The organism is Streptomyces sp. H27-C3, from assembly GCF_030063415.1.
Lineage (GTDB): Bacteria > Actinomycetota > Actinomycetes > Streptomycetales > Streptomycetaceae > Streptomyces.
In genome coordinates this window covers 149,589-175,257 of sequence record NZ_JASITA010000006.1, presented here as the reverse complement: position 1 = coordinate 175,257, position 25,669 = coordinate 149,589, and the positions used below count along the sequence as shown (strand labels likewise).

18 protein-coding genes, 1 tRNA gene and 3 pseudogenes are annotated in these 25,669 nt (G+C 70.6%); 10 read left to right on the top strand and 12 right to left on the bottom strand.

Annotation, left to right across the window (positions count from 1 at the left end; all coding sequences use genetic code 11):
* Positions 1 to 64: 64 nt before the first annotated feature.
* Both QMK30_RS08155 and QMK30_RS08150 read right to left on the bottom strand, forming a co-directional pair.
* Positions 65 to 670: an anthranilate synthase component II gene (locus QMK30_RS08155; protein ID WP_283516509.1), complete on the bottom strand. Its 606-nt coding sequence runs from the start codon at positions 668 to 670 to the stop codon at positions 65 to 67.
* Positions 667 to 2,220 carry an anthranilate synthase component I family protein gene (locus tag QMK30_RS08150; protein ID WP_283516508.1) on the bottom strand — a complete coding sequence of 518 codons (1,554 nt, stop codon included), beginning with the start codon at positions 2,218 to 2,220 and terminating at the stop codon, positions 667 to 669. Before QMK30_RS08150 ends, QMK30_RS08155 begins: the two co-directional genes overlap by 4 nt.
* 264 nt (positions 2,221 to 2,484) lie before the next feature.
* Here QMK30_RS08150 and pdxR point away from each other — a divergent pair, with 264 nt between their 5' ends.
* The 3 genes from pdxR (at position 2,485) to QMK30_RS08135 (ending at position 4,661) form a co-directional block, all read left to right on the top strand.
* Positions 2,485 to 3,885: a MocR-like pyridoxine biosynthesis transcription factor PdxR gene (pdxR, locus tag QMK30_RS08145; protein WP_283516507.1), complete on the top strand. Its 1,401-nt coding sequence runs from the start codon at positions 2,485 to 2,487 to the stop codon at positions 3,883 to 3,885.
* A 219-nt stretch (positions 3,886 to 4,104) separates the two neighbouring features.
* On the top strand, positions 4,105 to 4,272 hold the full coding sequence (locus QMK30_RS38745; protein WP_502963088.1) for a hypothetical protein: 168 nt from the start codon (positions 4,105 to 4,107) through the stop codon (positions 4,270 to 4,272).
* Positions 4,269 to 4,661: a PIN domain-containing protein gene (locus QMK30_RS08135; protein WP_283516506.1), complete on the top strand. Its 393-nt coding sequence runs from the start codon at positions 4,269 to 4,271 to the stop codon at positions 4,659 to 4,661. Before QMK30_RS38745 ends, QMK30_RS08135 begins: the two co-directional genes overlap by 4 nt.
* A gap of 465 nt (positions 4,662 to 5,126) precedes the next feature.
* Here QMK30_RS08135 and QMK30_RS08130 read toward each other — a convergent pair whose 3' ends face one another.
* Positions 5,127 to 5,915 (bottom strand): helix-turn-helix transcriptional regulator, encoded by a 789-nt coding sequence (locus QMK30_RS08130; RefSeq protein WP_283516505.1) that lies wholly within the window; start codon positions 5,913 to 5,915, stop codon positions 5,127 to 5,129.
* 32 nt (positions 5,916 to 5,947) lie between these two features.
* Between QMK30_RS08130 and QMK30_RS38740 the strand changes: the two are divergent.
* The 4 genes and pseudogenes from QMK30_RS38740 to QMK30_RS08115 form a co-directional block, all read left to right on the top strand.
* Positions 5,948 to 6,508: pseudogene (locus QMK30_RS38740) on the top strand (ATP-binding protein); the annotation flags it as partial.
* Between the two features lie 10 nt (positions 6,509 to 6,518).
* Positions 6,519 to 7,466: pseudogene (locus QMK30_RS38735) on the top strand (ATP-binding protein); the annotation flags it as partial.
* Between the two features lie 288 nt (positions 7,467 to 7,754).
* Positions 7,755 to 8,177 (top strand): annotated as a pseudogene (locus tag QMK30_RS38730) (acyl-CoA carboxylase biotin carboxyl carrier protein subunit); the annotation flags it as partial.
* A gap of 143 nt (positions 8,178 to 8,320) precedes the next feature.
* A complete protein-coding gene (locus QMK30_RS08115) occupies positions 8,321 to 9,142 on the top strand; it encodes a putative protein N(5)-glutamine methyltransferase (RefSeq protein WP_283516504.1) in 822 nt (273 codons plus the stop codon).
* 66 nt (positions 9,143 to 9,208) lie between these two features.
* Here QMK30_RS08115 and QMK30_RS08110 read toward each other — a convergent pair whose 3' ends face one another.
* Positions 9,209 to 9,847 carry an FMN-dependent NADH-azoreductase gene (locus QMK30_RS08110; RefSeq protein WP_283516503.1) on the bottom strand — a complete coding sequence of 213 codons (639 nt, stop codon included), beginning with the start codon at positions 9,845 to 9,847 and terminating at the stop codon, positions 9,209 to 9,211.
* A 212-nt stretch (positions 9,848 to 10,059) separates the two neighbouring features.
* On the opposite strand from QMK30_RS08110, the gene QMK30_RS08105 reads away from it, so the two are divergent.
* The 3 genes from QMK30_RS08105 to QMK30_RS08095 are packed head-to-tail and all read left to right on the top strand — an operon-like array spanning position 10,060 to position 12,321.
* The gene (locus QMK30_RS08105) at positions 10,060 to 10,929 is read left to right on the top strand and encodes a shikimate dehydrogenase family protein (protein WP_349362050.1); all 870 of its coding nucleotides are present in this window, start codon (positions 10,060 to 10,062) and stop codon (positions 10,927 to 10,929) included.
* 43 nt (positions 10,930 to 10,972) lie between these two features.
* Positions 10,973 to 11,842: a metallophosphoesterase family protein gene (locus tag QMK30_RS08100; RefSeq protein WP_283516501.1), complete on the top strand. Its 870-nt coding sequence runs from the start codon at positions 10,973 to 10,975 to the stop codon at positions 11,840 to 11,842.
* The gene (locus tag QMK30_RS08095) at positions 11,839 to 12,321 is read left to right on the top strand and encodes a 4'-phosphopantetheinyl transferase family protein (protein WP_283516500.1); all 483 of its coding nucleotides are present in this window, start codon (positions 11,839 to 11,841) and stop codon (positions 12,319 to 12,321) included. Before QMK30_RS08100 ends, QMK30_RS08095 begins: the two co-directional genes overlap by 4 nt.
* Positions 12,322 to 12,535: 214 nt before the next feature.
* Here QMK30_RS08095 and QMK30_RS08090 read toward each other — a convergent pair.
* The 8 genes from QMK30_RS08090 to QMK30_RS08055 all read right to left on the bottom strand — a co-directional run bounded on the left by QMK30_RS08090 (position 12,536) and on the right by QMK30_RS08055 (position 25,621).
* A tRNA-Thr gene (locus QMK30_RS08090) sits at positions 12,536 to 12,609 on the bottom strand.
* A gap of 117 nt (positions 12,610 to 12,726) precedes the next feature.
* Entirely contained in the window at positions 12,727 to 14,262 is a 1,536-nt protein-coding gene (locus tag QMK30_RS08085; RefSeq protein WP_283516499.1) for an alpha/beta hydrolase, read from the bottom strand.
* A 273-nt stretch (positions 14,263 to 14,535) separates the two neighbouring features.
* A complete protein-coding gene (locus QMK30_RS08080) occupies positions 14,536 to 15,750 on the bottom strand; it encodes a DNA polymerase III subunit delta' (RefSeq protein WP_283516498.1) in 1,215 nt (404 codons plus the stop codon).
* 290 nt (positions 15,751 to 16,040) lie between these two features.
* Positions 16,041 to 19,568 carry a dTMP kinase gene (tmk, locus tag QMK30_RS08075; protein ID WP_283516497.1) on the bottom strand — a complete coding sequence of 1,176 codons (3,528 nt, stop codon included), beginning with the start codon at positions 19,566 to 19,568 and terminating at the stop codon, positions 16,041 to 16,043.
* Between the two features lie 160 nt (positions 19,569 to 19,728).
* Positions 19,729 to 22,632, bottom strand: coding sequence for a type I DNA topoisomerase (gene topA / locus QMK30_RS08070; protein ID WP_283516496.1), 2,904 nt, complete (start codon positions 22,630 to 22,632; stop codon positions 19,729 to 19,731).
* A gap of 212 nt (positions 22,633 to 22,844) precedes the next feature.
* A complete protein-coding gene (locus tag QMK30_RS08065; protein WP_283516495.1) occupies positions 22,845 to 23,042 on the bottom strand; it encodes a hypothetical protein in 198 nt (65 codons plus the stop codon).
* 325 nt (positions 23,043 to 23,367) lie between these two features.
* Positions 23,368 to 24,882 carry a DUF7059 domain-containing protein gene (locus QMK30_RS08060; RefSeq protein WP_283516494.1) on the bottom strand — a complete coding sequence of 505 codons (1,515 nt, stop codon included), beginning with the start codon at positions 24,880 to 24,882 and terminating at the stop codon, positions 23,368 to 23,370.
* Between the two features lie 166 nt (positions 24,883 to 25,048).
* On the bottom strand, positions 25,049 to 25,621 hold the full coding sequence (locus QMK30_RS08055; protein ID WP_283516493.1) for a small secreted protein: 573 nt from the start codon (positions 25,619 to 25,621) through the stop codon (positions 25,049 to 25,051).
* Positions 25,622 to 25,669: the final 48 nt, after the last annotated feature.

Sequence of the window (25,669 nt, the reverse complement as noted above, 5' to 3'; positions counted from 1 at the left end):
TCCCCCCGAATCCATACCTGACCTGCGTCCCCTTACCCGTACCGTCCGCGTCCCCCGCGGCCGCTCAGTGAGCGGGCACGGGCGCTCCCACCGTGGGGCGCGCATCGCGAACCCCCGCCAGGAAGTTCCCGAAGAGCCGCAGCCCGTCGTCGGTGGTCACACTCTCCGGATGGAACTGCACCCCCTCGACGGCGAGCGTCCGGTGCCGCAGCCCCATCACATAGCCGTCGTCGAGCGAGGTCGCCGTCACCGCGAGCCCCGTCGGCGCCCCGGTGACGATCAGCGAGTGGTAGCGGGTGACGGTCAGCGGCGTCGCGGCGCCCACGAACACCCCCTGCCCGTCGTGCTCGACCGGACTCGTCTTGCCGTGCATCAGATGCTTGGCGACGGCGACCTCCGCCCCGTACGCGAGGCCGATCGCCTGATGCCCGAGGCAGACTCCGAGCAGCGGCACCCGCCCGGCGAAGGCGTGCACCAGCTCGACGTGCCCCGAGTCGGCCGGGTGTCCGGGGCCGGGGCCCAGGACCACGGCGTCGGGCGCCGAGTCCACCAGCTGCTCCACCGTGCGGGTGCGCGAGCGCACCACCTCGGTCTCGGCACCCAGGGTGAGCAGGTACTGGTCGATGATGTGGCTGAAGCTGTCGTACGCGTCGACGAGCAGGACCTTCACTTCAACAGCTCCTCGCCGGTCAGTGCCCAGTACGTGGCGCTCATCTTGGCCAGCGTCTCGCGCCACTCGTCGGCGGGCACCGAGTCGGCGACCACCCCTGCCGATGCCTGCGTGCTGTACCGCTGCCCGTCGTGGACGGCGGTACGGATGCACAGGGCGAGCACGGTGAACCCGCGTACGTCGATCAGTCCCAGCGCCCCGGCGTAGATGCCCCGGGGGCTGTCCTCGATCTCGCTGATGATCTCCATCGCGCGCAGCTTCGGCGCGCCGGTCATGGTCCCGGCGGGGAAGGTCGCACAGATCGACGCCCAGACGTCCGTACCGTCCCTGACCCGGCCCGACACGGTCGAGACGAGGTGGTGGACGTAGGCGAAGGGTTCGACCTCCATCATCGAGTCGACGCTCAGGGTGCCGGGTACGCAGACCCGCCCGATGTCGTTGCGGCACAGGTCGACGAGCATCACGTGCTCGGCCTGCTCCTTGGCGCTCTCCCGCAGCCCGGCCACCAGGCGGGCGTCGTCGGCCGGATCGGCGGCGCGCGGCGCGGTGCCCGCGATGGGCCGCATGGAGATATTGCCGTCCTGGATCCGCACGAACAGCTCGGGGCTGGCGCCGATCACCGTCCGGCCGGCCCACGGGACCAGATACATATAGGGTGACGGGTTGCGGTGGCGCAGCCGCTGGTAGACCTGGAGCGGTGTCAACTCCGTCTCGACGTCGATCCGGTGGCCGATCTGAATCTGGTAGCTGTCGCCCACTCCGATATGTCCCAGGCACCGCTCGGCGCGGGCGACGAACGTCTCCCGGTCCACGTTGTCCCGCACGGACAGTGGCACGGGCGCCTCGGGCACCACCGCGGCCGCGTCCGCCTGCCCCCGGCCCTTCATCTCGTCCAGGATCTCCCACAAGGGCTGCCCGCTCTCCGGGGGCAACTGGTCGCCGTGCGCCGAGAGATGCTGAACTCCGCCCTCGCGTACGTCGTACCAAACGGTGTCCCGGAACAGGGTCAGCGTGCAGCGCGGCTGCTCCGACTCCACGTGCTGCTCGGGGAGTTCCTCCATGATCCAGGCTGCTTCGTAGGACAACGTGGTGAGGAACCCGAAGGCGAAGGTGGACGTGGGCACTTCGGTGTCCAGCACGAAGGCGGCCTGCGTCGCGCGCAGCATGCGCCAGACGCCCCCGGAATCGCGGGCGGCCCACTGGCGTACGTCCCCCCGCTCACTGCGCGCGGCGCCGACGGCCGCCGAGAGCGCCGCGGTCAGCGACACACCCAGTTCCCCGGCCGCCACCAGCTCGACCCGGTCGGCGAAGACGCGCAGCTCGGCCAGCCGCCCATATCCCACGGCGGCGTAGTGCCGGTCCTGATCGGGCCCGTCCAGGCTCTCGAAGAGATAGACATCGTCCTGCTCCCGCGTACGGACCAGGGCTTCGTACAGCTGGAGCGGATCGGTGGGCGGCAGCTCGGTGGAGACCACCCGGACCCGTATGCCCCCCGCCGGCGCGACTTCCCCGACCTGCCGCTCCGGACCCGGCACGCCGGATCCGGGCATGGTCAATTCTGACAACAAAGACACAGCAAGAGCCTTTCTGGTCCAACAGACCATTGGGGCTCGGAGGATTGGACGAACACGTCCGCGGCGAGCCATGGGCTCGACATCGCATGTCACGCATGACCGGCTTTCACCGGCCCCTTCCCCCCGTGCCACCCCCGGCCACCCCAGTTCCCCCCGGGGCGGCAAATGTGTGTGCGAAACGACTTCATCAGATGTCAGAATGCCTGGCCATACCACTTCGACAGTCAGAGAGAAGACCACTTGTCGTGGCAGCTCGCCCTCACCGTGGACCGCGACTCAAGGCTCCCGCTGGCTGTACAAGTACGTAACTCGCTGCGCCGATTGGTCGAGAACGGCTCCCTGCGTCCGGGCACCCGCATCCCCTCCACCCGTCAACTGGCACACGACCTCGGGGTGTCCCGCAGCGTCGTCGTCGAGGCGTACGAACAGCTCGCCGCCGAGGGGTACTTACTCACGAAGCACGGCTCGGGCACCACGATCTCGGAGCCGCCCACCTCGCAGGCGGTCCCCACCCTGGTGTCCCCGGACCGCGACCGCGAGTCCACCGAGGCGATGTGGGACCTGCGTACCGGCACCTCGGACATCGCGGCCTTCCCCCGCCAGGAATGGATCCGCTGCGTCACCGCCGTGGTCAATGACGCGGGCCGCCAGGAGCTGAGCTACGCCCCGCCCTCCGGCGTCCCCCTGGCCCGGCACGTACTGACCGGATACCTCGGGCGGGTCCGTGGCGTACGGACCCGCCCCGAGGACCTCATGCTCACCGCCGGCTTCGCCCAGGGCCTGGCCCTGATCTGCAAGGTCCTCAGCGACCGGGGCCACCGGTCCCTGGCCGTGGAGGACCCGGGCCACCCGGGCGAACGCGAGTTCATCACCAGCTCGGGTCTGCACCCGGTGGGCGTACCGGTCGACCAGGACGGGCTGCGCGTGGACGTCCTGGAGCGCAGCGGCGTACGCGCCGTACTCATGACCCCCGGCAACCACTTCCCGACCGGCTCCCGCCTCAGCCGGGCCCGCCGCGAGCGCCTCATCGCCTGGGCACGCACGGTGGACGGCTATGTCCTGGAGGACGACTTCGACAGCGCCTTCCTGCACCGCTCCGACCGCGTACCCGCCCTCCAGAGCCTGGCCCCCGACCGGGTGGTCTACGCCGGCAGCGCGAGCAAGATCCTCGCCCCCGCCCTGCGCCTGGGCTGGCTGGCCGCGCCCTCGGAGCTGATGGCATCGATCGAGCATGTGCGGGCGGGCTGGGACATCGGCTGCTCGGGCATCGAACAGCTGGCCCTGGCCCGCTTCATAGACACCGGCGCCCTCGACCGCCACCAGCGCAAGATGCGCACGGAATTCCACAAACGCCGAGGAGTGATCCGCCGCCAGTCCGCCAACCACCTCCCCGGCACCCGCCTCCTGGGCCGCGACAGCGGCCTCCAGGCCTACCTCCAACTCCCGCCCCACATGGACGAACAGGCCCTGGTCCGCGCGGCCCGCACCCGCTCGGTACTGGTCCGAGGCGGCCGCTTCTACACCCTGGCGGACACGACCCGCCCCCCGGCCCTGGTGGTCAGCTACGCAGCGGTGAACTGCACAGATTTGGGCCGCAGCCTGGAGGCGCTGGGGGAAGCTTTTCGGGAGGTGGGGGGATGAGGGGCGGGGGCGAGAGACTTACGGGGCGGCCGGCGACGAAAGCACGAACCCAAGCCGCTAAGTAACAATAGTTTTGTTGAACGACGGCCATGGCCACCCCTCCGTCTCCCGCCGCTGTCCCCTCTCCCCCCTCCCGGCGAAGGCCCGGTCCGGCCGGTATCCGTCTCGCTCCACGAGGGCACCATCGCGGCTCTCAAGGCGCGCACCGGCAAGCGAGGCATGTCCGCCTATGTCGAAGCCCTCATCCAGCGCCAACTGGAGCGGGATCGGCTGCGCGAACTCATCGAGGACGCGGAAGCCAAAAACGGCCGCGTCGACCAGGCAGCGGTCGACGCCAAGCGAGCGATCCTTCGCGGCAACGCGGCCGACTCGGCGAACGCCGCGTGAGTGGCACGCTCGTCCTGGACTGCGAGGGATTGTCGCAACTCGTCAGGCGCAGGCCCGAACTCATCGAGTGGCTGGCCGCAGCCGAGGCCGAAGACATCCGCTTGGTCACCAGCTCCGTCACGCTCGTCGAAGCACGCGACCCCAGGACCAACCAGGCCCGCTTCGACTACGCCGCCTCGCGCGTGGACATCGTCCCACCCACCGAAGCCATCGCCCGCCACGCGAGCAAGCTCCTCGCCTCGGCCGGGCTGCTCGGCCACGAGTACGCCCTGGACGCAATCGTCGCCGCCACCGCACTCGCCTCGGCAGCCCCAGCAACTGTCCTGACCGCGGACCCCGAAGACCTCCTGACGCTGTGCGGCCCCGGCGCGCAAGTGGTCAAGCTCTGACGCCCACGGCCGGCCACAACGAGACGGCACCCCTATGGCGTTCCGTCTCCGCAAGGTCCCGGCAAGATCTCGACAAGGTACCGGGCACAAGAAAAAACCCCAGGTCACGGCGAGTGAGTCCTGGGGTTCTTCCGGAGCCGCCTTCGGGATTCGAACCCGAGACCTACGCATTACGAGACCATGGACACGGCATGAGCCACTGCCGCCGCCGGGGGCAGTCGAAGGCCCACCTGCAGCACGTGTTCACGGCCATCGCCGTGAACATTGAGCGCCTCAGCGGTCGGCCGCCGACCGGTGAGGCACCTCCGCGCCGGCGGCCGACCCGCCTTCCAGGACTTCCTGGACCAGCACGGGATCCATCGACTGAAGTCTTGGCGAGCCGTCAGCGGCTGGCCTCGACCACTACAAGATCCCCGACGGAGTCGCATGACTCCGGGAGCCCGCGCGCCATTGCCCCCGAGGTCGTTAGATCCAGCTGCGTTGGGCGGCTTTCAGGCCGGCTTCGAAGCGGCTGGCGGCGCCTAGGCGTTCCATGATGGAGGCCATTTGGCGGCGGACCGTGCGGACCGAGACGCCGAGGCGGTTGCTCGCGGCTTCGTCGGTCAGGCCGGAGCCCAGGAGGCGGAGGAGTTCGCGTTCGGCGGGGCTCAGGCCGGTGTCGGGGTCTCGGGTGTGGGTCGAGCCGAGGGGGACCGCGATGACCCAGGCCTGTTCGAACAGGTCGATCAGCGAGATCACTATGCCGGGTTCGGTGACGTACAGGGCGCCCTTGCGGCTGTCCGAGGGGTGCAGGGGGACCAGGGCGCGGCTGCGGTCCGTGATGACCACGCGCTGCGGGACCACCGGTGCCGTGCGGACCTCGCCGCCCCGCTCCAGCAGCCAGTTGGCGTGGTCCACGGTAGGGCCGTCGTTGCGCACGCAGTCCTGGTAGAGGGTCCGGAATGTCACGCCCCGGTGCAGCGCCTCGGAGTTCAGCGGGCGACTGGCCATCAGATCCTCGGACCGCTGTGCGCGGCCGGGGTGTACACCCATGCACTCGGTGGTCATGGTCCGGCCCATGAATTCGAGGCGGCTCTGGATCGCGTCCAGGCCCAGGAGGCGTTCCCCGTGGATTCCGTCGGACTGCGCGTCGTCGGCGTGGTCGGCGAAGAGCTGGGTGACGGCAGCTCGGGAAGCGGCGACTTGAGCCTGCCGTTGGGCAAGTTCCGCTTCCTGCTGCCGAAGTATGTCGGCGAGGCCCACCTGGGGGCTCACGGCGCAGAGGGCGCCGCACGGGGGCCGAGGCGATCCACCCCGGGTACGGTTTCCTCGCGGAGAACAGCGCCTTCGCACAGGCCTGCGCTGACGCCGGACTCGCTTTCATCGGGCCGCCGGCCTCGGCGATCTCCCTGATGGGTGACAAGATCCGGGCCAAGGCGACCGTGCAGGCGGCCGGGATCCCGGTCGTGCCGGGCTCCTCCGGCAGCGGGCTGACCGACTCCGAACTGGTCGCGGCCGCCGCGGAGATCGGCATGCCGGTGTTGCTGAAGCCCTCGGCGGGCGGTGGCGGCAAGGGCATGCGGCTGGTGCGGGATGCGGGGCTGCTGGGCGAGGAGATCGCCGAGGCCCGCCGCGAGGCCCGCTCCTCCTTCGGGGATGACACGCTGCTGGTGGAGCGGTGGATCGACCGGCCCCGGCACATCGAGTTCCAGGTGCTGGCGGACTCGTACGGCAACGTGGTGCACCTGGGTGAGCGCGAGTGCTCGCTCCAGCGGCGGCACCAGGAGGTGATCGAGGAAGCGCCGTCGGTCCTGCTGGACGAGAAGACCCGCGCGGCCATGGGCGCGGCAGCGGTGGAAGCGGCCCGCTCGTGCGGGTATGTCGGCGCGGGCACCGTCGAGTTCATCGTCCCGGGGGGGCAACCCGTCCTCGTACTACTTCATGGAGATGAACACCCGCCTCCAGGTCGAACACCCGGTCACCGAGCTGATCACCGGCCTGGACCTGGTGGAGCAGCAGCTGCGGGTCGCGGCCGGGGCGAAGCTCGGCTTCGGCCAGTCCGATGTCACCCTCACCGGTCACGCCATCGAGGCCCGTGTCTGCGCCGAGGACCCGGCGCGGGGGTTCCTGCCCTCCGGGGGCACCGTCCTCGCCCTGTCGGAACCCTCGGGCGGGTCCGTCCGCACCGACTCGGGCCTGGGTCGCCGGAGTGGACACCGGCTCGACGTACGACCCGATGCTGTCGAAGGTCATCGCGTACGGGCCGGACCGGGCCGCTGCACTTCGTGTTCTGCGGGGGGGGGGGCGCTGGCGGACACCGTCATCCTGGGCGTCCAGACCAACACGGGTTTCCTGCGGCGGCTGTTGGCGCACCCGGACGTGGTGTCCGGGGACCTGGACACGGGCCTGGTCGAGCGCGACCTGGCCGAACTCCTGCCGAAGGGTGTCCCGCCGGAGGTGTATGCGGCAGCTGCGCTTCTGTCGGCCCAGGCTTCTCTCCCCCACCGCGCCCCTTTCCGGCTCGATACATATGCGGCTCCGCCGCGGAGGGCTCTGCCCGGACCCGCACCTCGAACTCCCCCGGCTACCGCTGGGAGCGGCCCCCAGGCGAGGCTGGATAGTACGGCCGGGCTGGGTACAGCGGCCCAGCCCGGTGGATCGGCAAGGCCGGTGTGGCCGGGTGGGGCGGCGAGGCATGGCGGGCCCGCGGCGCTGAGCGGTGGGCTCCAAGCGCCGAACGAGTGGGTCGACCCGTTCGGGATCCCGAACGGCTGGCGCCTGGGCGGTACCCCGGCCTGGACCGTCCACCACTTCCGCCTCCCGGGCCAGGACCCGGTCACCGTCCGCACCCGCCCGCACGGCGCGGAGCCGGAGCTCCTCATCGGCAACCCCGCTGGCGACAACCCAGCCCCGCCGGTGTTTGAGGCGTTGCGGGTACCCCCAATGGTAGCTGGGGGAGGGTCCGGGGGCGGAGCCCCCGGTACTCAGCCCGCACCCGGCAGCTCGGCGGCGTCACATGGGCAGAGCCCCGGCACTCAGCCCGCACCTAGCAGCGGTGCCGCCCCACATCAAGCCCCGTCGGCGTTTGAGGCGCGGGGTCTGGGGCAGAGCCCCAGCGCACCGGCCCGCGGCCGGATCGTCAGCCGCACCCCCCACCACGTCACGGTCGAACTCGACGGCGTCACCCACACCTTCAGCCACGCCCCCTCCCCGGAGGGAACCTGGCTCGGCCGTGATGGGGACTCCTGGCACCTCAAGGACCACGACCCAGTCGCCGCTTCCCTCCAAGGCGCGGACAGCGCAGGCGCCGACACCCTCGCCGCCCCCATGCCCGGCACCGTCACCGTCGTCAAGGTGGTCCTCGGCGACCATGTCACTGCCGGGCAGAGCCTCCTCGTCGTCGAGGCCATGAAGATGGAGCACGTCATCTCCGCCCCCCACGCCGGCACCGTCACCGAGCTCGACGTCTCACCCGGTACCACCGTCGCCATGGACCAGATCCTGGCCGTCGTCACCCCGGGCGGCGAGGAAATGTGATCTCGACCGAGAACGGGAAAAGTCCGCCCGAACCATCCCCGGTTGCGCTCGGATAGTGTTGTTGGCTTTCGTGACCGTCCTTCCGTTCACCCGTCCAGGTGACCGACAAGGGCCGCACGTTACTCATTTCGCTGAAAGGCTTCATGTCTGTTCCTTCGTTGGATCAGTCCGAATCCGCCATCGTCGCCCGGCTCCGCGCCGCGGGTTGCGTCTTCGCCGAGGAGGAGGCGCAGATGATCATGTCCGCGGCGGGCAGCCCCGCCGATCTTGAGGACATGGTCGAGCGCCGCGCGGTCGGTCTGCCGCTCGAACACGTCGTCGGCTACGCCGAGTTCTGCGGGCTGCGGATCGAGGTCGACGCCGAGGTCTTCGTGCCCCGTCGGCGTACCGAGGCCCTCGTCCAGCAGGCCGCCGCGCTCGCCCCGTCGCGTGCGGTCGTCGTCGACCTGTGCTGCGGCTCGGGCGCACTGGGCGTCGCCCTGGCCGCCGCCCTCGACGAGGTCGAGCTGCACGCCGCGGACGTCGACCCCGCCGCCGTGCGCTGTGCCCGGCGCAATGTCATCCCGGCCGGGGGCGAGGTCTACGAAGGCGACCTCTTCGAGCCCCTGCCCGTCGGGCTGAAGGGCCGCGTGGACGTACTGCTGTCCAACGTGCCGTACGTGCCCACGGTGGAGATCGAGCTGCTTCCGGCCGAGGCCCGCGAGTACGAGGCGCGGGTGGCTCTCGACGGTGGCGTGGACGGCCTGGAGGTGCTGCGGCGCGTGGTCGCCGAGGCCTCGCAGTGGCTGGCGCCGGGCGGCATCCTGCTCTTCGAGACGAGTGAGCGACAGGCCGACCAGGCCATCGCGGCGGTCACCGGCGCCGGGCTGCCCGCCAGGGTGGTCACCGACGACGAGCTGGACGCCACCGTGATCGTAGCGACCCGCTCCGGCGCCGAGGCAGCAGAGGCTGACGAGGCCCGCTAGGGGCGGAGGCAGGCGCGTAGACCGGTACGGCCGGCAGCGATGGAGTCCGCTGCTGGCCGATACCGCTCAGGCCAGCCGGGCGAACTGCTCCGCTTCCTCGTGGGCGCGGGCGCGCGACGCCTCGGCCTGGGGGCGGAGCGGGGCCATGGCCGGGTTGCGGTGGGCCATGGTCAGCTCGGGGGTGATGATGTCCAGGTTCAGGCCCAGGGAGCCGGCCATCACGCTGCGGAGGTAAGGGATCACGTGGTCCATGCCCTCGCGCGGGGTGCCGGGGCCGTATCCGCCGCCGCGGCTCGTGACGACCACGGCGCGGCGGCCGCGGGTGGGGACCTGGTCGGGGGCGGGGAAGAGGGTTCGCCCGTTGACGAAGACCTGGTCGATCCACGCCTTGAAGCCCGAGGGGATCGAGTGGTTGTACATCGGCACGGTGAACAGGTAGGCGCCGGCTCCGAGGAACTCCTCGATGAGGGTGTCCTGGAGGGCGATCGCGGCCGCTTGGCCCTCGGTGCGGTCGGCGGGGCTGGTGAAGCGCCCGGTTATCGCGGCGGGGGTCAGGTGCGGCAGCGGGTCCGCGGCGAGGTCGCGGTAGACCACGGTGTCATCGGGGTGCTCCTTCTGCCACGCGGTCTGGAAGGTGGCGCCGACCTCCCGGGAAACCGATCCGGTGAGGAGGGATGAGGAGTCGATGTGAAGCAGGTAGGTCATCTTCGCTTTTCAGTAAGGGGGAGGGGGAACAGCCCAATGATCACCCCATGTGATGACGCGCTGCCACCTCTGCGGGAGGGAACCGCATCCCCCATGTTGACGGTTTGACTCAAAGAGACTTCTGGCGGGCGGTAGGGGCGGCCGACGCCTCCGGGGCCACCCGCCGCCCCCGGCTCGTTTTCCGCGCCCGCGATCGCTCAGGGCGCCACCACATGTTCAGGGAAAGCAGGGAATCCATGGAAATCAACTCTCCTTCGCCCCTACCGATTTCAGGAAGCACGCGGCTCTACGCCGTTCTCGGCGACCCCGTCGCCCAAGTGCGCGCACCGTCTCTCCTCAACCCGCTCTTCGCACACCTCGGCATCAACGCGGTGCTGCTCCCCGTACATGTTCGACCGGATTCTTTCGCCGACGTTTTCCGCGGTCTTCGGAGAATGGAGAATCTGGACGGGATACTCATCACCATTCCGCACAAGGCGGCAGCCCTGCACCTCGCGGACGAGGTGAGCCCGGCAGCCGAGGCGGCCGGCGCCGTCAACGCGCTGCGCCGTGAACCGGACGGCCGCTGGACCGGTGAGAACTTCGACGGGATCGGTTTCGTCAGCGGACTGGTCGCGGCCGGCCACCTCCCCAAGGGGAAGCACGTCGCCCTCATGGGCGCCGGCGGGGCCGGCAGCGCGATCGCGGCGGCCCTGCTGGCCGCGGGCGCGGCACGGCTGTCCCTCTGCGATCCGGACGCGGACAAGTTGGAGGCCCTGGTCGCGCGGCTGGAGCGGCACTGGCCCGGCCGCACGACCGGCGCGGCGAAGCCCGTACTCGACGACGCGGACATCGTGGTCAACGCGACCCCGCTGGGCATGCGCGCGGACGATCCCCTGCCGTTCTCCCCGCAGGCCCTGCGCCCGCACTGCGTGGTGGCCGATGTGATCATGAAGCCGAGAGAGACCGCCCTGCTGAAGGCCGCTGCCGCGCTGGGCCACCCGATCCTCCACGGCGCCCATATGCTCGATCACCAACTCGGCCTCTACCGGACCTTTTTCCGGCTCGACAAGTCTTCGAGAGGGGCCCGCGACCGTGAATGAGAGCGTGCCCGTCAGGAGTCAGACGCACCGGATGAATGAGCGGATGAACGAGTTGGATCAGCCGAACCGGCAGAGCGAGCCGAATCTGTTCGCCATCAGCGACCTCCATATCGCCCACCCGGAGAACAGAAAGATCGTCGAAGGGCTCCGTCCCGCGTCGGACGGCGACTGGCTGATCGTGGCCGGTGACGTGGGGGAGCTGACCGAGGACATCACCTGGGCCCTGCGGACGCTGCGCGACCGGTTCGCCAAGGTGATCTGGAGCCCGGGCAACCACGAACTGTGGACTCCGAGGCCAGACCCGGTCCAGCTGCGCGGCGTTGAGCGGTACCAGCACCTGGTCGACATCTGCCGCGACCTCGACGTCCTCACCCCCGAGGACCCCTACGCACTGTGGGAGGGCGCAGGCGGCCCGGTGCGCATCGCGCCCCTGTTCACGCTGTACGACTACACCTTCCGCACCCCCACGGCCGCCACCAAGGAGGAGTCGATCGCCCAGGCGTACGAGGCGGGCGTGGTGTGCACCGACGAGTTCTTCCTGCACCCCGACCCGTACGCCACCCGCGAGGAGTGGTGCCACGCACGCGTGGCCTACACAGAGGAACGCCTCGCCGCCTGCGACCCCGACATGCCGCTGGTGCTGGTCAACCACTACCCCCTGGTCCGGGAACCCACGAGGATCCTGCGGCACCAGGAGTTCGCCCAGTGGTGCGGCACGGAACGCACCGCCGACTGGCACCTCCGCTTCAACACCAGCGTGGTCGTCTACGGCCACCTCCACATCCCCCGTACCACCTGGCACGACGGTGTGCGCTTCGAGGAGGTGTCGGTCGGCTACCCCAGGGAGTGGCGCCGTCCTGGCCACCCCCGCAACGTGCCGCGCCGGGTCCTCACTGCGGCGAGCGCCCCGTGATAGAGCAGATCCTCCCGCCCGACGTCGCCGTCTCCGAGGCATTCGACGACCTCGCCGACGCCCCTCTCTTCCCCGAGGAGGCGGCGGTCGTCCGCAACGCCGTCGACTCCAGGAAACGCGAGTTCGCCACCGCCCGGATGTGCGCCCGCCGGGCGCTCGCCGACATGGGCCTGCCCGCCGTCCCCGTACTGCCGGGCGAGGGCGGAGCGCCCCACTGGCCGGAAACCGTCGTCGGCAGCCTCACGCACACCCGCGGCTACCGGGCCGCGGTACTGGGCAGACGTACGCACTTCGCGACGCTCGGCATCGACGCCGAACCCCACGCGCCGCTGCCCGACGGGGTCATCGACGTCACCGCCCTGCCAGCGGAGCGCGACCATCTGCTCAGCAGTGCCCAAGCCCGTAGCGGCCACTCCCGGAATCCCTACACCAGGTACCCCACCTTGGCCGTGAAGCCTGCAACCGAAGCCTCCCAGTGAGTTGCGGGCGGATCGTACCCGCTAGCCGCGACAGGTTGACCCAGCGGATCACGCTGGTTACCCACCTCCGGCGTACCGCGTTCGGCTTCCTCTGCGCCCGTCCGCTCACGCATGGCTCACGCAGGCACTTCCAGGGCACCCCGCCGCGCGGCTCGTCGCACCCCAGGCATGAAAAAACCCCAGGTCACGGCGAGTGAGTCCTGGGGTTAATCCGAGCCGCCTTCGGGATTCGAACCCGAGACCTACGCATTACGAGTGCGTTGCTCTGGCCAGCTGAGCTAAGGCGGCGCGCTGCATGAACCATGATGCGATCAGCAGCCCGACCAAGTCTACACAGTTTCGAAGGGTGCTCCGCACGCCCCCTCAGCCGCCCGCTTCGCGCAGGTCAGAGGGGGCGTTGGTCGGTCAGGTGCACTGCTTGGCGTCCTTCGGGGGCGTGCCCTCCAGGAGGTAGATGTTGATCGCCGTGTCGATGCAGTCGCTGCCGCGGCCGTACGCCGTGTGGCCGTCGCCTTCGTAGGTGAGCAGGGTGCCGGAGTCCAGCTGGTCCGCGAGGAGTTGGGCCCACTTGTACGGGGTCGCCGGGTCGCGGGTGGTGCCGACCACGACGATCGGGGCCGCACCCTTCGCCTTGATGCGGTGCGGGGTGCCGGTGGGCTTGACCGGCCAGTAGCCGCAGTTCAGGGAGGCCCAGGCGAGGCCCTCGCCGAAGACCGGGGAGGTCTTCTCGAAGGAGGGGAGGCCGGCGCGTACCTCGTCGGGGCCGGTGAAGGCCGGAGGAAGGTCCAGGCAGTTCACGGCGGCGTTGGCGAACATCAGGTTCGCGTAGCTGCCATCGTCGGAGCGCTCGTAGTACGTGTCGGCCAGCGCCAGCAGGCCCGCTCCGTCGCCGCCCATCGCGGTGGTCAGGCCGTCGCGCAGCTGGGACCAGGCGGACTCGTCGTACATCGCCGCGATCACGCCGGTGGTGGCGAGCGCCTCACCGAGGGGGCGGCTCTGGCCGGTGGGGGCGGGCTTGGCGTCGAGCTCGTCGAAGAACGCCTTGAGGCGCTTGCCCGCCTCGTCGGCCGTCCCCGTGCCCAGCGGGCAGACCTTGCGCTTGACACAGTCCGCGGCGAAGGACTGGAAAGCGAGCTCGAAGCCGCCGGTCTGGTCGCGGTTCATGTCGCGCGCGGGCAGCGACGGGTCCATCGCACCGTCCAGCACGAGGCGGCCGGCGCGGGACGGGAAGAGCTCGGCGTACGTGGCGCCGAGGAAGGTCCCGTACGAGGCTCCGACGAAGTTCAGCTTCTTGTCGTCCAGGACCCCGCGCAGGATGTCCATGTCCCGGGCCGATTCGACTGTGGAGACATGCGGGAGGATCTTGGCCGAGCGCTTGTCGCAGCCCGCGGCGAAGTCCTTGTACGCCGTGACCAGTTCGCCGGTCTCCGACTGGTCGTCGGGGGTCTGGTCGATCTGGGTGTACGCGTCCATCTCCTTGCCCGTCAGACACTCGACGGGCTCGCTGCGCGCCACGCCGCGCGGGTCGACGGCCACCATGTCGTACCGCGCGCGGACCGGCTCCGGGTAGCCGATGGCCGCGTACGCCTGGAGGTAGCCGATCGCGGAACCGCCGGGGCCGCCCGGGTTGACCAGGAGCGAGCCGATCCGCTTGCCGGGGCCCGTGGCCTTCTTGCGCGACACCGCCAGCTTGATGTCCCCGGCGGCGGGCTTCGCGTAGTCGAGCGGGGCCTTCATCGTGGCGCACTGGAAACCGGCCACACCGCAGTCGCGCCAGCTCAGCTTCTGCGCGTAGTACCCCTTGAGCTCGGCCGGAACCGCCTTCTGCGGCACCGACGCCGAGGCATTCGGCGACGAAGTCCCCGACGAGCAGCCGGAGATGAGCAGGCCCGCAGTGGCGAGCGCGGTGGCGGAGTAACGGAGCAGGCGCCTGGTGTCCATCCTCGGAGCGTAGTCCGGTGATGACCAAATGTGCCGAGGGCTGCTCGTACGAGTGAGCCGGTGAACCCATGGTCAACGCCGCCGCCCGGCACTGGTGGCCGACACTTCCGCCCGGCGCCGGTGGCCGATTGGCGGGCCCGCGTGGTATTGCCCGTCTTGGCCCGCGCCATGCGGAGTCCCGCCGCGCAGAACCCCGCCGCGCAGAACCCGCGCCGCCGCCCGCGGCCACGCGCCGGCCCGTACGCCCGCGTCGTACCGCCCCCGCCCCCGTCCTCACCCCGCCCGCAACGCCACCGTCATCGCTTCCACCGCGAGCAGCGGCGCGACGTTGCGGTCCAGCGCCTGGCGGCAGGCGATGATCGCCTCGATTCGGCGCAGTGTGCGCTCGGGGGTCGAGCCCTGCGCGATGCGGTCCAGGGAGTCCCGTACGTCCTCATTGGCGAGGGCGACCCGCGAGCCGAGCTGGAGCGCCAGCACGTCGCGGTAGAAACCGGTCAGGTCCGTCAGGGCGAGATCGAGCGTGTCGCGCTGCGTACGGGTCGAGCGGCGCTTCTGGCGGTCGGCCAACTCCTTCATCGCGCCTGCCGTGCCGCGCGGCATCCGGCCGCCCGCCGACGCGCCCAGCGCCGCCTTCAGTCCCTCGGTCTCCTTGACATCCACATCCTCGGCGACCTGCTTGGCGTCCTCCCCAGCCGCGTCGACCAGCTCCTGAGCCGCTTTCAGGCAGCCACCGATGTCGGCGATCCGCATCGGCAGCTTGAGGACGACGGCGCGGCGGGCCCGCGCACGCTCGTCGGTGGCCAGGCGGCGTGCTCGGCCGATGTGGCCCTGGGTGGCGCGGGCGGCCGTCGCCGCGGCCTCGGGGTCGATGCCGTCACGCCTGATCAGCACATCGGTGACGGCCGCGACGGAGGGCGTGCTGAGCGTGAGATGGCGGCAGCGCGAACGGATCGTGGGGAGCACGTCCTCCAGGGACGGCGCGCACAGCAGCCAGACCGTGCGGGGAGCGGGCTCCTCGATCGCTTTCAGCAGCACATTGCCCGCGCCCTCCGTGAGGCGGTCCGCGTCCTCCAGGAGGATGACCTGCCAGCGGCCGACCGCCGGGGAGAGCTGAGCGCGCCGAACCAGGTCACGGGTCTCCTTCACACCGATGGAGAGCAGGTCGGTGCGGACGATCTCGGCATCGGAGTGGGTGCCGATGAGCGTCGTATGACAGCCGTCGCAGAATCCGCAGCCCGGCGCGGCGCCCAGTGCTCGGTCCGGGCTCACGCACTGGAGGGCGGCGGCGAAGGCGCGGGCGGCGGTGGAGCGCCCGGAGCCCGGTGGACCGGTGAACAGCCAGGCGTGCGTCATCTTCGACGCGAGCGGGGCCTTGAGGACCCCCGTCCGGTCCTGCACCGAGGTCACGAGCGCGTCGGCGTCCCGGGCGGCGGCGGCAAGCTGCGTCTGGACACGCTCCTGCCCGACCAGGTCGTCCCATACCGTCATCGTGCTGCCGCCCTCGCCCCGCGCCGGTGCGCGCTCGCCTTGTGGTGTCCTGTGATGCCGCCCGTTCCCGTGGGCGGCTCCGATTTTCGGATTCCATTGCCGGCTTCCATTGCCGGCTTCCGTTGTCGGCTTCCGTTGTCGGTTCCCATTGTGGGCGACGGGACTGACAGTCGTCGCCCACGGCAGTCGCCGCGACGTACGGACGGCTCACGCTGGACGCACAAAAGCGCCGGGCGGGCCTGAGAAAGTAAGCCCGCCCGGCGCTACCTACCGGGTTCCTGGAACCCCTATCAGCGGCCCTTGCCCTTGCCGCGCCTGCCGTCGCCCTCATCGTCACTGTCGTGATCGCCGAGCAACTCGTCCGCCAGGGACGGAAGATCGTCGAGCGGAGTCTCCTCCGCCCAGTCCGAGCGCCGACGCGTACGAGGAGTGGGGCCGGGCGCCGGGCGCCCGCCCTCCGGGTCGAACTGCGGCAGTTCACGCGTGCGGTCGTTGCCCTCCTGGGCGGCGCCCGGCGCGTCCTGCTCGTCCCGGAAGAAGCCCCGCGGCACCCGGTCCGACGGCTCGTCGGTGGGCCGAGTCTCCCGTACGGGCGGCAGCACCGTGGTCTCGTCGGCCGACCCGGACGACCCGGACGATCGGGGAGCCCCGTCCCGTACGGGCGGCAGCACAGCCGTCTCGTCCATCGCGCCCGGCGCACCAGCCGCACCCGAAACATCCGGGACCCGCGGCAGCACTGTGGTCTCGTCGTTCCCGAACGGCGCCGCAGCGACCGACGTCTTGTTGGGGCGCGTCCTCCCTGCGGGAGCCTTGCCGGACGGCGCCTTGCCCGAGCGCCCTCGGTCGGCCGGTGCGTTCTCCGCATGCGTACTCTCCGCCGACGCGCGCCCCTCCGGCGCCTTGCCCGCAGGTGTCCTGTCGGCCGGTGCCCCGTCCACAGGCGCCCTGTCAGCCGGTGTCGCGTCCGTCGATGTCCCGCCCGCCGGCGCCGCATCCTGCTTGCTCAGATCGAGCTGCGGGGTCGGAACCGTCAGCGTCATGTCGTCGGCCCGGACGGCCGGCATCGGGACGACCGGCGTCGTCAGCGTCGTCTCGCTGTCGCTGAGATCCGGAGCCTGAGCCTGAGTCGGAGCCGGAGCCGGTCGCGGAGCCGGTGCCGGAGCCGGAGCCGGAGTCGGTCGCGGGGCCGGTGCCTTCGCGGCCTCGGCTGCGGCCGAAGCCGTCGCCGCTGCCGCGGATGCCGCCGCAGCCGCCTCCGCGAGGCGACGAGCCTCCTCCGCCCGCAGCAGCGCCTCTTCCGCCCTGCGCTGCTTCTCGCGGCGGCGCTCCTCCGCCTCGGCCCGCAGCCTGGCCTCTTCCTCGGCCTGCTTGCGCAGCCTGTCCTGCTCGGCGGCCCGCGCCTTCGCCTCGGCCTCGCGGCGCAGCCGCTCCTCCTCCGCGAGTCGGCGGGCCTCCTCGGCGCGCAGCCTGTCTTCCTCCGCCTGCCGTTCGATCTCGCGCTGCCGCGCCTCTTCGATCTCGCGGCGCTTGCGCGCCTCCTCCTCGGCACGGAGCTTGGCGAGCTGCTCCTGGCGCTCGCGCTCCAGTCGCTCCTCCTCCGCCTTGCGCGCGGCCTCTTCCTCGGCCTTGCGGCGCGCCTCTTCCTCGGCGGCCTTGCGCGCCTCTTCCTGGGCCTTCACCTCGGCCTCGGAGAGCGGCAGCAGCTGGTCGAGACGGTGACGTACGACCGTGCTGACCGATTCCGGCTCCTGGCCGGCGTCCACCACCAGGTAGCGCGCCGGGGCGGCCGCGGCCAGCGTCAGGAAACCGTGCCGTACGCGCGCGTGGAACTCCGGCGGCTCCGACTCCAGTCGGTCCGGCGCCTCCGTGAAGCGCTCCCGCGCGGTCTCGGGGGACACATCGAGCAGCACCGTCAGATGCGGTACGAGTCCGTCGGTCGCCCAGCGTGAGATACGGGCGATCTCGGTCGGCGACAGGTCACGGCCCGCGCCCTGGTAGGCCACGGACGAGTCGACGTAGCGGTCGGTGATCACGATGGCGCCGCGTTCCAGCGCGGGGCGCACGACGGAATCGACGTGCTCGGCACGGTCGGCGGCGTACAGCAGTGCCTCGGCCCGGTTCGACAGACCGGCGCTCGACACGTCGAGCAGAATCGAACGCAGCCGCTTGCCGATGGGCGTCGCGCCGGGTTCGCGTGTGACGACCACCTCGTGGCCCTTGTTGCGGATCCACTCGGCGAGCACCTCGACCTGGGTGGACTTTCCGGCCCCGTCACCGCCCTCCATGGCGATGAAGAAACCGGTGGCGGCGGGCGCCTGGTCCGGGTCGCCGCCGCGCAGTGCCTCGCGCAGATCGCGGCGCAGGGTCACGCCCTGCCGGTCGTCCGTCTTGGCGAGGACGATGGCCGCGACGGGCAGCAGCAGCGCGCCGATGAGCATCAGGGTGAAGGCCGCGCCGCCGTGCGCGAAGACGAATTCGCCGCTCGCCAGGCGCTGCGGCCCGATGGCGGCGGCCAGCAGCGGGGCCGCGACCGCACCGAGGGCCATGGAGACACCCACGACGGCCTGCAGGTGCTCGGTCGTACGGGCCCGCCGGAAGTCCTCGGTCTCCTGGTCTATCAGCGTGTGCCCGGTGTTCGCGGCGACTCCGGCCGAGAAACCGGCGAGCACGCTGATGAAGAGCACGGTCGACGTGTCGGGCACCAGGCCCATGGCGAGCAGCGCGACGCCGGTGACGGCGATCGCGAGGGACAACAGCCTGCGCCGCGACAGCGTGGGCAGCACCTTCTCGGCCTTGCGGATCCCGATGACCGTGCCGCCCGTCAGGGCGAGGAAGAGCAGGGCGAAGGCGACAGGGCCACCGCCCAGGTCGATGGCGTGCAGTACGGCGACAGCAGCAGCGGCGGCGACGGCCCCGGCGACAGCGGCGCAGGCCAGGACGGTGAGCGGGATCGCGCCCGTGCGCCCCCGGTCGATTCCGGTGCCGGTCTTGGGACGGCGCAGACCCTCCAGGGGGGAGCGCGCGCGCGGCGTCTGCACGCCGGGCAGTTCAAGGAAGTACAGCGTCGAAACGGACGCCCCGAAGAGACCCGCGGCGACGTACGAGCCAAGGGCTGCCTGGTGCAGGGAGAACCAGTCGATGCCGGTCCCCAGCAGATTGCCGATCAGCGTCGCCAGCAGAAGCACGGCGCCGGCGGCGGGCAGGGCGACAAAGCCGGTGCGGAGGGAAAGTCGGCGCAGCGCGTCGAGGTGGTCGGGCAACGGCCGTATGGCCGCGCCCTCCGCGGGCGGGCCGGGCACCAGTGCGGGGGCCGCGCCCTCCTTGCAGACGGTCCAGAAGCGCTCGGCGACACCGGCGACGAAAACGGTGATCAGGAGGAGGGCCTGGGCCCTGTCCGGGGTCCAGTCGATCCACAACGGTGCGACGACGAACAGGGCGAGCCGCAGCCCGTCCGCACCGATCATGGTCCAGCGTCGGTCGAGCGGTCCCGAGGGCGCGGTCAGTGAGGAGACCGGGCCCAGGAGTACCGCTCCGAAAAGGAATGTGGCAAGGATCCGAGCCCCGAACACCGCGGCGACCGCAAACGCCGCACCGCGGTAACCACCGCCGAACGACCCTTCCGAGATCGCCACCTGAAGCGACAGCAGCAGAAGCACGAGGAGGGCGAGGGCATCGCCGATATTGCCGACGAGCTGCGCGCTCCACAACCGCCGGAGCGGTGGGATACGCAACAGGGCTCGTACGGCTCGCTCGCGTGAGTCTGCGGCTAGTGCGTCGGAGGTGGGGCTCACGACCGTTGGCTGCTCGGCTCGCGTCATCCGCCCAGCCTATCCGGAGCCCACCGGTCCCCGGAGGCCGCGCCCGAACATACGTCTCCACGCACGGTCGTACGGGCCGGGCACGGGAGGACATACGGGTCGGTCCCCGACACCACGAGGGTATCGGGGACCGACCCGAACGAGTCCGCGGAGAGCCGGCTCACTCGTCGGAGGAAGCCTCCGACGCCGCCGACTTCGCTGCCGTCGCCTTCTTGGCCGGGGCCTTCTTCGCGGTGGTCGTCTTCGCCGCCGTCTTCTTGGCCGCCGTCTTCTTCGCCGCGGTCGCCGTGGTCGCCTTCTTCGCGGCGGCCTTCTTGGCCGGGGCCTTCTTCACGGCCTTCTTCACGGCCTTCTTCTTCGACGGGCCCTTGGCGCGCTTCTCGGCGAGGAGCTCATAGCCCCGCTCGGGGGTGATCTCCTCCACGCTGTCGTCGGTCCGCAGCGTCGCGTTGGTCTCGCCGTCCGTGACGTACGCACCGAAGCGGCCGTCCTTGACCACCACCGGGCGCTCGCTGACCGGGTCGGTGCCCAGTTCCCGCAGGGGCGGCTTGGCAGCTGCCCGGCCCCGCTGCTTGGGCTGGGCGTAGATCGCCAGCGCCTCGTCCAGCGTGATCGAGAAGAGCTGGTCCTCGGTCTCCAGGGAGCGCGAGTCGGTGCCCTTCTTCAGGTACGGGCCGTACCTGCCGTTCTGCGCGGTGATCTCGACACCCTCGGCGTCCACGCCGACCACGCGCGGCAGCGACATCAGCTTGAGCGCGTCCGCCAGCGTCACCGTGTCCAGGGACATCGACTTGAACAGCGATGCCGTGCGCGGCTTGATCGCGTTCTTGCCGGTCTTGGGGGTCCCCTCGGGCAGGATCTCCGTGACGTACGGGCCGTAGCGCCCGTCCTTCGCCACGATCTGACGGCCCGTCTCCGGGTCGGCGCCCAGCTCGAAGTCGCCGCTCGGCTTGGCCAGCAGCTCCTCCGCGTACTCCACGGTCAGCTCGTCGGGCGCCAGGTCTTCCTGCACATCGGCGCGCTGGTGGTCCTCCGCGCCCTTCTCGCCGCGCTCCACGTACGGGCCGTAGCGGCCGACGCGCAGCACGATGCCGTCGCCCACGGGGAACGAGGAGATCTCGCGGGCGTCGATCGCGCCGAGGTCGGTGACGAGCGCCTTGAGACCGGCGAGGTGGTCACCCGCGCCGTTGACAGCGGCGGTCTCGGTGGTGGCGGCGCCGCCTCCGGCGCCCACGCCGACACCGACACCGGCGCCCGCGTTCGTACCGTCGCCCTCACCGAAGTAGAAGCGCCTCAGCCACGGAACGGACTGGGCCTCACCGCGTGCGATGCGGTCGAGGTCGTCCTCCATCCGGGCCGTGAAGTCGTAGTCGACGAGCCGGCCGAAGTGCGTCTCCAGGAGGTTGACCACGGCGAACGACAGGAAGGACGGCACGAGGGCCGTGCCCTTCTTGAAGACATAGCCGCGGTCGAGGATCGTGCCGAGAATCGACGCGTACGTCGACGGGCGGCCGATCTCGCGCTCTTCCAGCTCCTTGACCAGCGAGGCCTCGGTGTAGCGGGCCGGGGGCTTGGTGGCGTGCCCGTCGACCGAGATCTCCTCGGAGGTGAGCGCGTCGCCCTGCTCGACCTGCGGCAGCCTGCGCTCGCGGTCGTCCAGCTCCGCGTTCGGGTCGTCGGCGCCTTCCACGTAGGCCTTCATGAAGCCGTGGAAAGTGATCGTCTTGCCGGAGGCGGAGAACTCGGCGTTGCGGCCGTCGGAGGCCTGGCCGCCGATCTTCACCGTCACGCTGTTTCCGACGGCGTCCTTCATCTGCGAGGCGACGGTGCGCTTCCAGATCAGCTCGTAGAGCCGGAACTGGTCGCCGCTGAGGCCGGCCTCGGCAGGCGTGCGGAAACGATCACCCGAAGGACGGATCGCCTCGTGCGCCTCCTGCGCGTTCTTGACCTTCTTGGCATACGTGCGCGGCTTCTCCGGCAGGTAGTCGGCGCCATACAGCTGCGTCACCTGGGCGCGGGCCGCCGAGATCGCGGTGTCGGAGAGCGTGGTGGAGTCCGTACGCATGTAGGTGATGAAGCCGTTCTCGTACAGCTTCTGCGCGACCTGCATGGTGGCCTTGGCCCCGAAGCCCAGCTTGCGGGAGGCCTCCTGCTGGAGGGTCGTCGTACGGAACGGGGCGTACGGCGAGCGGCGGTACGGCTTCGACTCGACGGAGCGCACGGCGAACGACGTCTCGGCGAGGGCGGCGGCCAGCGCTCGCGCGTTGGTCTCGTCGAGGTGCAGGACCTCGCTCTTGAGCTTGCCCACGGAGCTGAAGTCACGGCCCTGGGCGATACGCCTGCCGTCGACCGTCGTCAGGCGGGCGACCAGAGTGGACGGATCGGAGGCGTCACCGATGCGTCCCGTGGAGAACGTGCCGGTCAGGTCCCAGTACTCAGCAGAACGAAAAGCGATGCGCTCGCGTTCCCGCTCGACGACGAGACGGGTGGCGACCGACTGGACACGGCCGGCCGAAAGCTTCGGCATGACCTTCTTCCACAGGACCGGCGAGACCTCGTAGCCGTAGAGACGGTCGAGGATCCTGCGGGTTTCCTGGGCGTCGACCATGCGCTTGTTGAGCTCGCGCGGGTTGGCGACGGCGGCCTTGATCGCGTCCTTGGTGATCTCGTGGAAGACCATCCGGTGGACCGGGACCTTGGGCTTCAGGACCTCTTGGAGGTGCCACGCGATGGCTTCGCCCTCGCGGTCCTCATCGGTGGCGAGGAAGAGTTCGTCGGACTCCGCGAGGAGTTCCTTGAGCTTCCTGACCTGGGCCTTCTTATCGGCATTGACGACGTAGATGGGCTGGAAGTCATTGTCGACATCCACGCCCAGGCGGCGTACCTCGCCGGTGTACTTGTCGGGCACCTCGGCGGCGCCGTTCGGGAGGTCGCGGATGTGCCCGACGCTCGCCTCGACGATATAACCGGGGCCGAGGTAGCCCTTGATCGTCTTCGCCTTGGCGGGCGACTCGACGATGACGAGTCGGCGGCCGCCGTGTGCGGTCTCGCTGGTCGGGGACAACTTGGCTCTTCTCTCCGGTCGACACTCGGTGGTCCGTACGTGACGCTGCGGAGTGTGACGGTACAACCCGCCCACGTGTCAAACGGTAAAAGCCCGCAACGGCCACTCGAACGGTAACCCGACTCCCGGCATTCCTGCCGCCCGGACCGGCCGACCGGTTCTGCGGCGCCCCCTCGGAGAGCCTGTGGAGAGCTTGTGTGGACCTCTTCCGATCAGATCCGGCCGAAACACCACACACCGAGACCGACGAAAACCACTCCGAACAGGGTCGCGAGCGCGTAGGAGGCCGCAGGGCTCACTCCGTACGCGACCGGCGCACGATGCAGCGCACGCGCCCCCGTCCACCACAGCAGACCGGCCCCGAACAGGGCAAACGCCGTACCCGCGAAAATCGCCGGCCCATCCTCCATCCCCGCGCCCCTCACCGCTCAGCTCTTCTGCTTCCCGAACGGTGAGGCTGGCACTCCGGGACCACCGCCCGGCGTCGTGGGAGCGAAATGCCGGTGAACGGCGCGAGGGCGGCGCGAGGGAGCACGAAAGAGCACAGCGTTGGACAGGGGAACGGGAGTGGACGCGGCGGACGGAAGTGGACGGGTGGACGGGGTGGACAGGAGGAGGGCGGAGCCGGAGAGCGGCCGACAAGGACGGCCCTGGGCCGCGGAGGGGCCTGCCCCGCCCCCTGTCCCTACGCCCCGCGCCCGACTATCCCCCGGGCCGAACCTGCCCGACCTGACCTCAGGTCCTTCCCAGCGGGTCGAGGAAGCCTTGCTCGACCAGCAGCCTGATCGCGTCCGGCGTACGGTCACGCAGCAGCACCGGGTCCTCGCCGAGGAGTTGGCCGATGGCGTCGAGGATGCGGCCGGCGCTCAGCGACCCGTCGGAGACCCCCGCGAAGCCCGCGCCGACCGTGTCCACCTTCGTCGCGCGTCGCATACCGCGATTCTGACGCAGCACCACGTACTCCGGGTCCTCTGCGCCCGGCAGCCCGATCTGCTCCTGGACGACCTCGTCCGCGAGCTTGAAGTGGTCGGCGAGCAGGGCCGCGTCGTCGTGCGCGCGCAGATAGTCCTGGCGCTCGAAGTGCGCCCGCACGACCGGGCCGAGCGGCTGCTCGACGGGGTGCGGCCACTCCTCGATCGTGATCGACGGGACCTCGGCACCGGACTTGCGCAGCGCGATCCAGCCGAAGCCGACACTCTTGGTCTTGCGGGCCTCGAACTCGTCGAGCCAGGCCTCGTAACGCGCCGCGTACTGGGCAGGGTCGGTGCGGTGGTCGCCGCCGTCGCGCAGCCACAGCTCGGCATACTGCGTGATGTCCTGCACATCGCGCTGCACGATCCACGCGTCGCACCCGCGCGGCACCCAGGACCGCAACCGCTCCTGCCAGTCCTCGCCGTCCACATGCTGCCAGTTGGCGAGGAACTGCGCGTATCCCCCCTCGTTCAGCCGCTCCCCCGCCTGCTGAACGAGCGTGCGGCACAGATCGTCCCCGCCCATCCCGCCGTCGCGGTACGTCAGCCGGGCGCCCGGCGAGATCACGAAGGGCGGGTTGGACACGATCAGGTCGTACGTGTCCTCCCCCACCGGGTCGTACAGCGAGCCCTCGCGCAGATCGGCCCCGGGCGCGCCGGAGAGCGCGAGCGTGAGCCGCGTGAAGTGCAGGGCGCGCGGGTTGAGGTCGGTGGCGGTGACCCGGATGGCGTGCTGCGCGGCGTGCAGCGCCTGGATACCGGATCCCGTGCCGAGGTCCAGGGCGCTGGAGACGGGCGTACGGACGGTGATTCCGGCCAGCGTGGTGGACGCGCCGCCGACCCCCAGGACAACACCTTCGTCACGGGTCCCGGCGCCGCCGGCGCCGCCGACCGCGCGGCCCAGGTCGGAGACGATGAACCAGTCCTGGCCCTCGTCCCCGCCGTACGGCCGCACGTCCACGGTGGCCAGTACGCCGTCCTGCGCGCCGCCGTCCTCGCGCACCAGCCAGCCGTCGGCCAGGCACTGCTCCAGGGGCAGCGCGGCGGCGGCCAGGGCGGGCGGCACCGGCTGCTGGAGCAGGAAGAGCCTAACGAGCGTCTCGAGCGGGCTGTCACCGCGGGTGGCCCGCAGCGCGGGCACGGTCTCGCTGCGCGCCAGGGCGGCGTACGCGGGCGCACCGAGCAGGTCGAGGAGCCCGTCGGCGGTGAAGGAGGCGGCGATGAGCGCCTCTCGGAGGCGGGCGGAGCTTTCGGGCGCGGGAAGGCTGGGCGTACTCACCCGCCCATTGTCACCGCTCGCACCGACAAAAGCCGCGTGGCCCGGCACCCTCGCGGGATACCGGGCCACGCGGCCACTTTGTGCACATGCCGTAAAGCACGCCGTAGTGCGCGCCGTCATGGCTTCCGGCGCACGCCGTCATGGCACGCGCCGTACGACTCCGCGGCTACGCCTTGGCGGGCTGCGAGGACGCGCCGGCCTTCTGGCAACCGGGCTGCTTCGACATCGCCGTGCCGACTTCGCCGGACTGGAGCTTCTGCAGTGCGTCGTCGCCACTCTTGCTGATCTTGTTCAGCTCGTCCGCGATGCCCTTGAGGCCGTCCGCGAACTTCGCCTGGTCCTTGGTGTCGAGCGCGTCGACCTTCTTCTTCAGACCGGCGTAGGCCGCCGAGGAGGCCTTGAGCTCCTTGGCCGCCTCCTGCTGCGTCTTGTCGCCCCCGTCGACGGGCGGGGCGCCCGCCTTGTCCACGGCGCCGCCCATCGCCTTGTAGGCGTCCGAAATCTGCTGGAAGGCGGCGGAGTCCGTCTTCTGGACGTCCGCAGGCTTGCTGTTGTCCGCGGTCTGCTTCTGGATCGAGGTGTTCGCGTCCGAGATCTTCTTCAACTGGGGCTGTACCTGGTCGCAGACCGACTTCGCCCAGTCGTTCACCTTGTCGTCACTGTCGTCACTGCTGCAGCCGGACAGTGCCATTGTCAGTACCGCACCGCCGGACAGCGCGGCCGCAAGCTTCTTGTTCACCGGATGGGTCCCTTCCAAGGCTCTCGGCCCCGGAACATACACGCCGAA